This is a genomic window from Mannheimia bovis (genome assembly GCF_014541205.1).
Lineage (GTDB): Bacteria > Pseudomonadota > Gammaproteobacteria > Enterobacterales > Pasteurellaceae > Mannheimia > Mannheimia bovis.
The window spans coordinates 828,880-842,478 of record NZ_CP061280.1 but is presented as its reverse complement, the minus strand read 5'-3'; the positions used below and the strand labels follow the sequence as shown (position 1 = coordinate 842,478).

General features: G+C 43.4%; 7 protein-coding genes, 1 tRNA gene, 3 rRNA genes and 1 CRISPR repeat array. Of the genes, 5 read left to right on the top strand and 6 right to left on the bottom strand.

Annotated elements, in window-relative coordinates; genetic code table 11:
* Window positions 1-70: 70 nt before the first annotated feature.
* The 6 genes from ICJ55_RS04300 to ICJ55_RS04275 form a co-directional block, all read right to left on the bottom strand.
* On the bottom strand, window positions 71-385 hold the full coding sequence (locus ICJ55_RS04300) for a hypothetical protein (protein ID WP_188157457.1): 315 nt from the start codon (window positions 383-385) through the stop codon (window positions 71-73).
* Entirely contained in the window at window positions 378-554 is a 177-nt protein-coding gene (locus tag ICJ55_RS04295; protein WP_244141788.1) for a hypothetical protein, read from the bottom strand. The genes ICJ55_RS04300 and ICJ55_RS04295 overlap by 8 nt, the downstream gene beginning before the upstream one ends.
* Before the next feature lie 300 nt (window positions 555-854).
* Window positions 855-970, bottom strand: a 5S ribosomal RNA gene (rrf, locus tag ICJ55_RS04290).
* A 146-nt stretch (window positions 971-1,116) separates the two neighbouring features.
* Window positions 1,117-4,016, bottom strand: a 23S ribosomal RNA gene (locus ICJ55_RS04285).
* Between the two features lie 204 nt (window positions 4,017-4,220).
* Window positions 4,221-4,296: transfer RNA gene (locus tag ICJ55_RS04280), tRNA-Glu, on the bottom strand.
* A 199-nt stretch (window positions 4,297-4,495) separates the two neighbouring features.
* Window positions 4,496-6,035, bottom strand: a 16S ribosomal RNA gene (locus ICJ55_RS04275).
* The 16S, 23S and 5S rRNA genes sit together here with 1 tRNA gene alongside, the layout of an rRNA operon.
* A gap of 546 nt (window positions 6,036-6,581) precedes the next feature.
* On the opposite strand from ICJ55_RS04275, the gene cas9 reads away from it, so the two are divergent.
* From cas9 to ICJ55_RS04250, 5 genes are all read left to right on the top strand, one after another.
* A complete protein-coding gene (gene cas9, locus ICJ55_RS04270) occupies window positions 6,582-9,725 on the top strand; it encodes a type II CRISPR RNA-guided endonuclease Cas9 (protein WP_188157455.1) in 3,144 nt (1,047 codons plus the stop codon).
* 55 nt (window positions 9,726-9,780) lie between these two features.
* Complete coding sequence (gene cas1, locus ICJ55_RS04265) at window positions 9,781-10,695, top strand: type II CRISPR-associated endonuclease Cas1 (protein WP_188157454.1); 915 nt, start codon at window positions 9,781-9,783, stop codon at window positions 10,693-10,695.
* Window positions 10,688-11,014, top strand: coding sequence for a CRISPR-associated endonuclease Cas2 (gene cas2, locus ICJ55_RS04260; RefSeq protein ID WP_188157453.1), 327 nt, complete (start codon window positions 10,688-10,690; stop codon window positions 11,012-11,014). The genes cas1 and cas2 overlap by 8 nt, the downstream gene beginning before the upstream one ends.
* A 258-nt stretch (window positions 11,015-11,272) precedes the next feature.
* A CRISPR array of direct repeats spans window positions 11,273-11,638; the repeat unit is 36 nt; unit sequence ATTGTAGCACTGCGAAATGAGAAAGGGAGCTACAAC.
* A gap of 153 nt (window positions 11,639-11,791) precedes the next feature.
* A complete protein-coding gene (locus ICJ55_RS04255; protein WP_188157452.1) occupies window positions 11,792-12,616 on the top strand; it encodes a DUF5718 family protein in 825 nt (274 codons plus the stop codon).
* A 112-nt stretch (window positions 12,617-12,728) separates the two neighbouring features.
* Window positions 12,729-13,550 carry a DNA ligase gene (locus ICJ55_RS04250; RefSeq protein WP_188157451.1) on the top strand — a complete coding sequence of 274 codons (822 nt, stop codon included), beginning with the start codon at window positions 12,729-12,731 and terminating at the stop codon, window positions 13,548-13,550.
* Window positions 13,551-13,599: the final 49 nt, after the last annotated feature.

Genomic DNA, 13,599 nt, shown 5'->3' with positions numbered 1-13,599 from the left:
TTGGGGCTTGGGGTTCGTTCTTAATCTTTTTGCTTCTTTAAGAAGCTCACTAAATCGAATTTGAGATAGGTTACTTAAACATTTTCAACAGGCTCGCTAAACCACCTAATCTAGATAAAGAAAATATTTTCTGAACTGTTATAAATCGCTTTTCGCAATTCCACTTGTTCATTTCTTTAAATGATATATCGATATCATTAAATGCCATAAATATTTCTATGGAATCATCATATCCATTACTTACGAGATAATTCATACCATCACGAGTAAATGCAATAAGACCTCGTTTAACAATTCTCACATTTTCATAATCTGCTTCTTCTAAAATAGACACTAATTGTCTATCCGTAAATTCATCAAAAACTTCTTCATAAGAACTACTCATAGATACCTCCACCATTTTTATCTCTAGTCAGATTTAGCGATAATTGATCTCTCATTTGAGCATCTACATCTATTTTATAACTAAGTTGGTCACTTGGATCAGTTAAATCATATTGGTATTTATTTCCTATATTATCGGTATAAAACCATTTACCATTTTCAAATTTCATTATCAGCATTATTGGGTTCCTATATAAAAACCATATTAACTAAACAAAATATCTCATTATTTTGTCAGTACTTTATTTGTTCTACTTGCATAGCAAGTAGAACAATGGGATTATCCCATTGGCTGTCTAATTTTTATCCCATCTTCATTTTGCAAATTTCAGTTATAAAAAAACCGCTTGCTACCTCATTTCAGGCAACAAACGGTTATTTTTTCCTGCTCTTTAAAATAATAAAAACCCCTAAGTATCTCTACTTAGGGGCTCTTCTCTCTATCTATCTTCTCTTATGTATTCGGTAAAACCCGATGATGCTCTACTCTCACATGGCGAAACACCACACTACCATCGACGTTACTGCGTTTTACTTCTGAGTTCGGAATGGTGTCAGGTAGAACCACAGCACTATGGTCATCGGGATAATTCAGTTAAAATCTAAAAACAAGCTGCTACTTTGAGTATTCTTCTCTTTGTTTGTCTTTTCTTCATTCGTCTTTTTTGTTTAGTCTTTACTTTACTTCGCCTTGTGTCTTCTTGTTTCTCTATAAAAACACTTGAGCGTTGTATAGTTAAGCCTCTCGGGCAATTAGTATGGGTTAGCTCAACGTCTCGCAACGCTTACACACCCCACCTATCTACGTCGTAGTCTCCAACAACCCTTACAGACTTATAGTCTGGGAGAACTCATCTCTTGGCAAGTTTCGTGCTTAGATGCTTTCAGCACTTATCTCTTCCGCACATAGCTACTCGGCAATGCGTCTGGCGACACAACCGAAACACCAGCGGTGCGTCCACTCCGGTCCTCTCGTACTAGGAGCAGCCCCAACCAATTCTCCAACGCCCACGGCAGATAGGGACCGAACTGTCTCACGACGTTCTAAACCCAGCTCGCGTACCACTTTAAATGGCGAACAGCCATACCCTTGGGACCTACTTCAGCCCCAGGATGTGATGAGCCGACATCGAGGTGCCAAACACCGCCGTCGATATGAACTCTTGGGCGGTATCAGCCTGTTATCCCCGGAGTACCTTTTATCCGTTGAGCGATGGCCCTTCCATTCAGAACCACCGGATCACTATGACCTGCTTTCGCACCTGCTCGACTTGTCTGTCTCGCAGTTAAGCTTGCTTCTACCATTGCACTAACCTCACGATGTCCGACCGTGATTAGCAAACCTTCGTGCTCCTCCGTTACTCTTTGGGAGGAGACCGCCCCAGTCAAACTACCCACCAGACACTGTCCGAGTACTCGTTCCGAGTACTTCGTTAGAACATCAAACGTTAAAGGGTGGTATTTCAAGGACGCCTCCACAATCACTGGCGTGACTGCTTCAAAGGCTCCCACCTATCCTACACATCAAAATTCAATGTTCAGTGTCAAGCTATAGTAAAGGTTCACGGGGTCTTTCCGTCTAGCCGCGGGTACACCGCATCTTCACGGCGATTTCAATTTCACTGAGTCTCGGGTGGAGACAGCCTGGCCATCATTATGCCATTCGTGCAGGTCGGAACTTACCCGACAAGGAATTTCGCTACCTTAGGACCGTTATAGTTACGGCCGCCGTTTACTGGGGCTTCGATCAGGAGCTTCTCTTTCGATAACACCATCAATTAACCTTCCAGCACCGGGCAGGCATCACACCCTATACGTCCACTTTCGTGTTTGCAGAGTGCTGTGTTTTTAATAAACAGTTGCAGCCAGCTGGTATCTTCGACCGGTTCAACCTTCATCCGCAAGGGACTACAATCTACGCCGGCGCACCTTCTCCCGAAGTTACGGTGCTATTTTGCCTAGTTCCTTCACCCGAGTTCTCTCAAGCGCCTGAGTATTCTCTACCTGACCACCTGTGTCGGTTTATAGTACGGTTTAGATAAACCTGAAGCTTAGTGGCTTTTCCTGGAAGCGTGGTATCGGTTACTTCAGCACCGTAGTGCCTCGTCATCATCTCTCGGTGTTAAGAATGTCCGGATTTGCCTAAACATTCCACCTACCAACTTAAACAGGGATATCCAACACCCTGATAACCTAACCTTCTCCGTCCCCACATCGCAGTTTATCCAAGTACGGGAATATTAACCCGTTTCCCATCGACTACGCTTTTCAGCCTCGCCTTAGGGGCCGACTCACCCTGCCCCGATTAACGTTGGACAGGAACCCTTGGTCTTCCGGCGAACGAGTTTTTCACTCGTTTTGTCGTTACTTATGTCAGCATTCGCACTTCTGATACGTCCACCGGACTTCTCAATCCAGCTTCTTCCGCTTACAGAACGCTCCCCTACCCAACAGTGTTACCACTGATGCCGCAGCTTCGGTGACTAGTTTTAGCCCCGTTACATCTTCCGCGCAGGCCGACTCGACTAGTGAGCTATTACGCTTTCTTTAAATGATGGCTGCTTCTAAGCCAACATCCTAGCTGTCTAAGCCTTCCCACTTCGTTTCCCACTTAACTAGTACTTTGGGACCTTAGCTGGCGGTCTGGGTTGTTTCCCTCTCCACGATGGACGTTAGCACCCACCGTGTGTCTCCTGAGTATCACTCTTCGGTATTCGCAGTTTGCATCGGGTTGGTAATCCGGGATGGACCCCTAGCCGAAACAGTGCTCTACCCCCGAAGGTGTCCGCTCAAGGCTCTACCTAAATAGATTTCGGGGAGAACCAGCTATCTCCCGGTTTGATTGGCCTTTCACCCCCAGCCACAAGTCATCCGCTAATTTTTCAACATTAGTCGGTTCGGTCCTCCAATTAGTGTTACCCAATCTTCAACCTGCCCATGGCTAGATCACCGGGTTTCGGGTCTATACCTTGCAACTACACGCCCAGTTAAGACTCGGTTTCCCTTCGGCTCCCTTATTCAGTTAACCTTGCTACAAAATATAAGTCGCTGACCCATTATACAAAAGGTACGCAGTCACAGAATTAATCTGCTCCCACTGCTTGTACGCACAAGGTTTCAGGTTCTATTTCACTCCCCTCGCCGGGGTTCTTTTCGCCTTTCCTTCACAGTACTGGTTCACTATCGGTCAATCAGGAGTATTTAGCCTTGGAGGATGGTCCCCCCATCTTCAAACAGGATATCACGTGTCCCGCCCTACTTGTTGTTAGCCTAGTACCACAATAAATACTTCGGATACGGGATTATCACCCTCTACGATTGAGCTTCCCAGCTCATTCTCCTGTATTTACTGCTATCACTAACTGGCTCTTTCGCGTTCGCTCGCCGCTACTAACGAAATCTCGGTTGATTTCTTTTCCTCGGGGTACTTAGATGTTTCAGTTCTCCCGGTTTGCCTCATTATCCTATGTATTCAGATAATGATAGTAGATTCTTCATCTACTGGGTTTCCCCATTCGGATATCTTGGATTAAACGCTTCTTATCAACTCATCCAAGCTTTTCGCAGATTAGCACGTCCTTCTTCGCCTCTGATTGCCAAGGCATCCACCTTGTGCGCTTAGTCACTTAACTATACAACCTCAAATGTTTTCTGTTATTTCAATCCAGAGAAAGAAAAAACAAAACACTTAAAGTTAGTTTTTAAACTAAACACTTAGCTGCTTTTGTTCAGCTAAGATTTTTGAACTACTCAGACTTTCTTTCGAAAATCTCTCAGTTTTTCAGCTTGTTTCTAAATTTTTAAAGAACATTAAGACAATAAAAATCATCTTTAAATGGCGTCCCCACGGGGATTCGAACCCCGGTTACCGCCGTGAAAGGGCGATGTCCTAGGCCTCTAGACGATGGGGACAACATTTAAAGATGCTTTCCACTTTTCCATTTTGGGTTAAACATTTTAGCGACATTTGCAAAATCTTGCAAGATTTTAACCGCTTGAATGTCTAAATCTCATTCATCTTGTCCTACTGCTTTATCAAACAATCTGTGTGAACACTTGCTGTCGTTTCTGCTCCACTTCGCTCTCGCTTAGCTTCGCCCTTGATTTTTGGTAAGGAGGTGATCCAACCGCAGGTTCCCCTACGGTTACCTTGTTACGACTTCACCCCAGTCATGAATCATACCGTGGTAAACGCCCCCCCGAAGGTTAAGCTATCTACTTCTGGTACAACCCACTCCCATGGTGTGACGGGCGGTGTGTACAAGGCCCGGGAACGTATTCACCGCAACATTCTGATTTGCGATTACTAGCGATTCCGACTTCATGGAGTCGAGTTGCAGACTCCAATCCGGACTTAGACGTACTTTGTGAGATTCGCTCACCATCGCTGGGTCGCTGCCCTCTGTATACGCCATTGTAGCACGTGTGTAGCCCTACTCGTAAGGGCCATGATGACTTGACGTCATCCCCACCTTCCTCCGGTTTATCACCGGCAGTCTCCTTTGAGTTCCCGACCTAATCGCTGGCAACAAAGGATAAGGGTTGCGCTCGTTGCGGGACTTAACCCAACATTTCACAACACGAGCTGACGACAGCCATGCAGCACCTGTCTCTAAGTTCCCGAAGGCACAAACTCATCTCTGAGTTCTTCTTAGGATGTCAAGAGTAGGTAAGGTTCTTCGCGTTGCATCGAATTAAACCACATGCTCCACCGCTTGTGCGGGCCCCCGTCAATTCATTTGAGTTTTAACCTTGCGGCCGTACTCCCCAGGCGGTCGATTTATCACGTTAGCTACGGGCACCAAGCTCAAAGCCCAATCCCCAAATCGACAGCGTTTACGGCGTGGACTACCAGGGTATCTAATCCTGTTTGCTCCCCACGCTTTCGCACATGAGCGTCAGTACATTCCCAAGGGGCTGCCTTCGCCTTCGGTATTCCTCCACATCTCTACGCATTTCACCGCTACACGTGGAATTCTACCCCTCCCTAAAGTACTCTAGACTCCCAGTCTGAAATGCAATTCCCAGGTTAAGCCCGGGGCTTTCACATCCCACTTAAAAGTCCGCCTGCGTGCCCTTTACGCCCAGTTATTCCGATTAACGCTCGCACCCCCCGTATTACCGCGGCTGCTGGCACGGAGTTAGCCGGTGCTTCTTCTGTAGTTAACGTCAATTGATTGCTCTATTAAAACAATCACCTTCCTCGCTACCGAAAGAACTTTACAACCCGAAGGCCTTCTTCATTCACGCGGCATGGCTGCATCAGGGTTCCCCCCATTGTGCAATATTCCCCACTGCTGCCTCCCGTAGGAGTCTGGACCGTGTCTCAGTTCCAGTGTGGCTGGTCATCCTCTCAGACCAGCTAGAGATCGTCGGCTTGGTGAGCCTTTACCCCACCAACTACCTAATCTCACTTGGGCTCATCTTATGGCAGGTGGCCCGAAAGTCCCACCCTTTAGTCCTTAGACATTACGCGGTATTAGCTACCGTTTCCAGTAGTTATCCCCCTCCATAAGCCAGATTCCCAAGCATTACTCACCCGTCCGCCACTCGTCACCCAAGGAGCAAGCTCCTCTGTGCTACCGTTCGACTTGCATGTGTTAAGCCTGCCGCCAGCGTTCAATCTGAGCCATGATCAAACTCTTCAATTCAAAAAGTTTAATCGCTCAATATGTACTGACATAAAATCGCACTTTCAAACTTAGCTCAACTTAAAAAAGTTCAGTTAAAAGAAAGTAATGAATTTCTAGTTAAGCACCTATTAAGACTTCAAAATTAAAAAAATAGTTTTAAATCAAGTCTATCAACAAGTGCCCACACAGATTGTCTGATAAATTGTTAAAGAACAAAAAAGAACGACGCACTGAATATTAACTTAACTGTTCACAACAGTGCGTCGTTGTGTGCGGTGCATTATAGAGAAATATTAAATCTACGCAAGTGTTTTTTGCAAAAAATTTTAAATTTTTTACCGCTTGTTGAATTTACAATCATATTGAAAATAATTTCATCAAATATCGCTTTCTATTACATCAATAAAAATGATGCCCCTTAATACCAAAGTATCAAGGGGCAGAGCATTACGGTAATTCTTTCGAATTCCTTATTGTAGCAACGTTTCTCATTTCGCAGTACTACACGGCATATTCTAACTGTTGTATAATTTTTGTCAAATCTATTTGATAGGAGAAACGCAGATGAAACAGCTTCACTATATTCTTGGTCTTGATTTAGGCATTGCTTCCATTGGCTGGGCAATAGTAGAAATTGATGAAGATGGCTTTCCGATTCGGTTGATTGATGTCGGTGTACGTACCTTTGATAAGGCAGAAGTTGCCAAAACCGGTGAATCACTCGCCCTTGCCCGTCGTCTTGCCCGTTCAACCCGCCGTTTAATCCGTCGCCGAGCCTTTCGCCTATTAAAAGGGAAACGTCTATTAAAACAATATAATATCATTAGTAAAGAAGAACTTGCTAAATTGCCTATTGATTGCTGGGCATTACGAGTGAAAAGCTTAGATGAACGTCTTTCACCCCGAGAGTGGTCCGCCGTCTTACTTCATCTGTTAAAACATCGTGGCTATCTTTCTCAACGTAAAAATGAAGCGAAAAGTGCGGATAAAGAAATGGGTGCATTGCTTTCTGGTGTGAAGGACAACCATCAATTATTGATTGAAAACCAATTCCGCACACCGGCAGAAATTGCGGTGAAAAAATTTGCTCTTGAAGAGGGACATATCCGCAATCAGCGAGGGGCGTATACGCATACTTTCGACCGTAAGGATCTACTCGCTGAAATGCAACTACTCTTCCAAACCCAGCGAGAACTCGGAAACCCACATACAAGCGGTCAATTAGAGCAGGAATTTTGCAATTTGCTAATGTGGCAAAAACCGGCGTTATCAGGCGATGCGATTTTGAAAATGCTCGGCAAATGTACCTTTGAAACCAACAAATATAAAGCCGCCAAACACAGCTACACAGCGGAACGTTTTGTGTGGCTGACCAAACTCAATAATTTACGGATTTTGGAAAACGGCTCGGAACGTGCCCTAAATCTAGAAGAACGGACGTTGTTGCTCAATCAGCCTTATGAAAAAGCCAAACTCACCTACACCCAAGTGCGTAAATTATTGGGTTTATCGGAAGAGGCTCGTTTCAATGGTGTGCGTTACGGCAAAGAGAAAGCCGAAGATGCCACACTGATCGAGCTGAAAGCCTACCACGCTATTCGTAAAGCGGTGGAAAAGGCGGATAAATCAGCGTGGGAAACCTTGAAAAATCAGACCGCACTTTTAGACGAAATCGGCACGACATTCTCTATTTACAAAACCGATAACGACATCACTGAACAACTCAACGGAAAATTGTCTGAGACAGTGCTAAACGCTCTGCTGGAAAACCTCAACTTCGATCAATTCATTCAACTTTCCTTAAAAAGCCTCTACAAGATTGTGCCGTTGATGGAACAAGGATTGCGTTATGACGAGGCGTGCCAACAGATTTACGGCGACCATTTTGGTAAAAAATCAGGGGAAATTAACCGCTTGCTACCTCCAATTCCTGCTGATGAAATCCGCAATCCGGTGGTATTGCGTTCACTCAGCCAAGCCAGAAAAGTGATTAATGCCGTGATCCGCCTTTACGGCTCACCGGCTCGTATTCATATTGAAACCGCACGAGAACTGGGAAAATCCTATAAAGATCGCAAAGAAATTGAAAAACGGCAAGAGCAAAACCGTACCGAACGAGAAAAAGCGATACTTTCGTTCAAAGAACGCTTCCCCCATATTTTGGCAGAACCCAAAGCTAAAGATATTTTGGCATTACGTCTTTACGATCAACAAAACGGACAATGCCTATATAGCGGAAAAGCACTGGATTTACACCGTTTGTTAGAAAAAGGCTATGTAGAAATCGACCACGCCCTGCCGTTTTCCCGTACTTGGGACGATAGTCAAAATAACAAAGTATTGGTGCTTGCTGGCGAAAATCAGAATAAAGGCAATCAAACGCCATTTGAGTGGTTGAGCAAAGATGAACAGCGGTGGGCGTTATTTATTGCTCGGGTCAATGGTTGCCGTTTTCCGTATGCGAAAAAACAGCGAATTTTAACCCAAAAATTAGATGAGCAAGGCTTTATTGAACGCAACTTAAATGACACACGCTATATTGCCCGTTTCTTAGTGAATTTTGTGCGTGATAACTTGCATTTAACCGGCAAAGGAAAAAATCGGGTGTTTGCCTCAAACGGTCAAATCACCGCTTTCTTACGTGGGCGTTGGGGCTTAACCAAAGTGCGAGAAGAGAGCGACCGCCACCACGCCCTTGATGCAGTTGTGGTTGCCTGCTCTACCGTGGCAATGCAACAGAAGATTACCCGTTTTGTGAAATACCAAGAGGGTAATCTTAAAACGGCTGAACGAATTGATTATGAAACCGGCGAAATTATTCCGTTGCATTTCCCTGAACCGTGGCATTTCTTCCGCCAAGAGGTGATGATCCGCATTTTCAGTGAAAATCCACAAGAAGATCTGATTATCCAACTGCCGGATCGCCCTGAGGCAAACCACGAATTTGTACAACCGCTGTTTGTATCCCGTATGCCAACCCGCAAAATGAGTGGACCAGGGCATATGGAGACGATTAAATCTGCTAAACGCTTAGCTGAAGGGGTGAGTGTCTCCAAAGTGCCACTCACTCAGCTCAAATTAAAAGATCTGGAAAATATGGTCAATCGTGAACGGGAAAAAGATCTTTATGAGGCATTAAAAGCCCGTTTAACTGAGTTTAAAGACGATCCTTCCAAAGCTTTTACCGAGCCGTTCTATAAAAACGGCGGACAACAGGTGAAAGCCGTGAGGGTCGAACAAGTACAAAAATCAGGCGTAGTGGTGCGTAATGGCAATGGCGTAGCCGACAACGCCTCAATGGTGCGGGTTGATGTGTTTATTAAAGGCGGAAAATACTTCCTTGTGCCGATTTATACTTGGCAAGTGGCGAAAGGGATTTTGCCGAATAGAGCGGTTATTCAAGGTAAACACGAAGATGAATGGGAAATTATGGATGAAACAGCCCAATTTCTATTCTCGATGTTCCCGAATGATTTAATCCAAGTCAAAACGAAGAAAGAAACATTCTTTGGTTATTACAATGGATTAGATCGTGCAACAGGTGCAATTAACCTCAAAGAACCCGATAGTAATATCAACAAAGGTAAGTCGGGCTTACATCGTGGCATTGGAGTAAAAACCGCTCTTTCCTTTGAAAAATACCAAGTCGATGAACTCGGTAAAAATATCCGCCCTTGTCGCCCAAGCAAACGACAAGGTGTTCGCTAATCCAATCCCTGCCCCGTTCTGCGGTGCAGGGATTTTTTTATAGGAGATAAAAACAATGAGCTGGCGAAGTATTTTAATCAGCAAAGGCGGAAAATTATCCCTTCGCCAAAATCAAATGGTGATTTGGCAAGAAGAGCAGGAATTTAGTGTGCCATTGGAAGATATTGCCGTGATTGTAATCGAACATCGGGAAACCGTGATCACCACGCCCTTACTTTCTGCCCTTGCCCTTAACGGCATAACCCTACTGACCTGCGATGAGCAATTTATCCCGTGCGGACAGTGGTTGCCGTTTGGACAATATCACCGCCAACTGAAAACCTTAAAACTGCAACTGGAAATGAGCCAACCGCTGAAAAAACAGCTTTGGCAGGTAATTGTACAGCAGAAAATCCGCAACCAAGCCTTCGTTTTGAGCCAAACCAAGCGGTCAGATATCGCCGAAAAATTGCAAAATATGGCAAAACGGGTCAAATCCGGTGACAAAGAAAACCTAGAAGCCCAAGCCGCCCTTCTCTACTTCCAAACCGCTTTCGGTAAAAATTTCCGCCGTTGGCAAGAAAATGCGATCAATGCCCATCTCAACTATGCCTACACCGTTCTACGTTCAGCAGTAGCACGCTCGCTAGTGCTCTACGGCTGGTTGCCTACCTTGGGCATTTTTCACCATAGCGAACTCAACCCATTCAACCTAGCCGATGATTTTATCGAACCGTTTCGACCACTGGTGGACTTACAAGTGTGGGACCTGTGGCGACAAGAGAAATTAAGCGACAACCTAAACCCTCACACCAAACAGAAATTAGTCGGACTGTTACATTATCAATTGCATTTCCAAGACCAAACATTCAGCACTCTGGCGGCAATTGACCGCACGGTTGGCTCATTCCAAGCCGCTATATCCCAACGAGATCCGAGTTTGTTGAAACTGCCCGAAATTCTGCCGTCAAAGGAACATCATTATGAGTGAGGCAACATTTATGCGAATTATTGTTTTCTTTGACCTACCGGTTACCACCAAAGCCAAACGCAAAGCCGCCAACCAATTTAGGCAATTTTTGCTAAAAGACGGCTATCAAATGCTGCAACTTTCAGTTTATACACGGATCGTACGAGGTCGGGATTCACTCGAAAAACATAACAAACGCCTAACCCAGCATTTACCGGAAGAAGGCTCAGTACGTTGCTTGGAAGTAACCGAAAAGCAATTTACTTCAATGTTATTGCTCGTCGGCGAATTAAAGCCACAGGAGGAAAAAGTCAATGCAAACCAAATGCTACTCTTTTAGCAAAAATACAGACTAGAAATTTTTTTATGCCACATCGTTAATTTTGGTTTAATTGCTACATTTTTAATCAAAACACAATACCAAGATAGTTATTTTTATCCCTTTTCAGCAAAAAGCAAGCGGTTATTTTTCTAAAAAAATCTGCAAAATTTGCAAAAAATTTCAGGAAAATAACCGCTTACAAACGACTTTTTACTCAATTTTTTATCGAGCTATTCCTAGCAAAACCCTTGATAAATAAGGCTCTGAGCGAGGTCTATTGTAGCACTGCGAAATGAGAAAGGGAGCTACAACAAATAATAATCTTTATTACTTACTGTCATCATTGTAGCACTGCGAAATGAGAAAGGGAGCTACAACTGGGAGTTGCAATGGGGGCAAATGCGGTTAATTGTAGCACTGCGAAATGAGAAAGGGAGCTACAACACCACCCGCCCTCGTAATATCGCATTCCAAATTGTAGCACTGCGAAATGAGAAAGGGAGCTACAACAGTAGAATTGGTAGAAAGTGAGAGCGGTTTATTGTAGCACTGCGAAATGAGAAAGGGAGCTACAACCGTGGCGACCGTTTTTAGCTGGTAAGATAAATTGTAGCACTGCGAAATGAGAAAGGGAGCTACAACACCAACTCTTTGCTGATTGGCATTTGGTTAATTGTAGCACTGCGAAATAATAAATACTTACCTCAAACACTAAATCAGATAAAATAAACATTCGCAATTTTCTTTCACAAGCGGTAGAATTTTATCCAACTTTTACCAATTAAGGAGTAGATTATGGAACATTTTATCGGTTTAGGTGTAGCTGGTAATTTTGCGGGGCACTTGGAGCAAGCTGGTGAGGCTGCGGATTTTATGAAAGTCAAAACGGCTGAAGCTATTCAACCAAAAGCAATTTTTCCATTTTATGTGCCTGCGGAAAATTTAGGGGATTACCAATTCTTATCCACTTATCCGCTTTCAAATACCGCGATTAATTTTCCTGAAGATGCAGATAATCTACAAATTGAACCTGAAGTAGCGTTGATTTGTGCTATTGGCTATCAAGATAATCACGTTGTTTCCCTTACTCCAACCCATTTTGCCGCTTATAATGACTGTTCTATTCGCCGTCCGAATGCAAACAAAATCTGTGAAAAGAAAAACTGGGGGGCTTCGTCTAAAGGGCTTTCTGCCACTTTGCTTGAATTAGATAATTTTAACGAAGGGAGCACATTAGATAATTATAATATCGCTTGTTTTCATAAACGTAATGGCGAGTTGAATACTTATGGTATTGATAGTCCTGCCGCGGAATACAGCTACTTCCATCAAAAATTATTAGATTGGATTGTGGATAGAATGAATAATCAGCCGGACGAAGGTCCGATGAATAATATTGCTGAAATGTTAAAACAGGCAAATTATCCAACCAAAGCGATTATTAGCATTGGGGCAACACGTTATACCCCTTTTGGCGAAACCAATTTCTTACAGGTTGGCGATGTGAGTATAGTCGTGGTTTACAATGCGAAAAAATATTCTCACAGTCAAATTGAAGAAATGGCGAAGTTAGAAACCTTTAGCGAAGATATTTCTGCCTTAATTCAAACAGTTCGTTAATTACAAGCGGTCTTTTTTGAAGCAAATTTTGCGATCTGCATCGAAAATTTGAATTTCTTTTCTGACGCTTTCCTTCCTTTACTTTATAGTGCCTTCAACCGTTGGAGGCACTATGAAAAAATTTCTCTTTTTATTACTACTCTGCCCTTCTCTTTTTGCCAAATCACCCGATTTAATGTTACTTGGGCAATATAAAGATCAAGATATTACCGGCTGGGTAATGAGCGAGAAGCTTGATGGCGTAAGGGGCTTTTGGAACGGTAAGCAACTGATTAGCCGTCAAGGCTATCCGCTTAATCCGCCAGATTATTTTATAAAAGATTTTCCCCCTTTTGCCATTGATGGCGAACTGTTTAGCGAACGAGGAAAATTTGAGGAAATTTCCTCTATCGTCCGTTCTGTTGAGCCTAAAGGTTGGCATAAACTCAAATTACAGGTTTTTGATGTGCCTTATGCCAAAGGTAATTTGTTTGAACGGCTAAATTCATTAAAGCAATATATTGCTCAGCACCGCTCTCCACATATTGAGATCATTGAACAAATACCAATTCAGGATAAAACCCATCTTAATACCTTTTATCAGGCTATTATAGTAAAAGGCGGAGAAGGTGTGGTTGTACGTAACCCGAATGCTGAATATATTCAAGGGCGATCAGCACAAATTCTAAAAATTAAACCCGTTTTAGATGAAGAGTGTACTGTTATTGCTCATCACAAAGGTAAAGGAAAATATGCTCACAAATTAGGGGCGATTACTTGTGAAAACCAGCGAGGTCGATTTCGTATTGGCTCAGGTTTTAAAGATAAAGATCGAGAAAATCCGCCGCCGATTGGTTCAACTATTACTTATAAATATCGAGGATTAACAGAAAGTGGAAAACCAAGATTTGCAACCTTTTGGCGAATAAGAAACGAGAACACTTCTAAAAAATAAGAGCTATCTCACATTTTCAACAAAATAAAATTGACAGATTAAATGTATC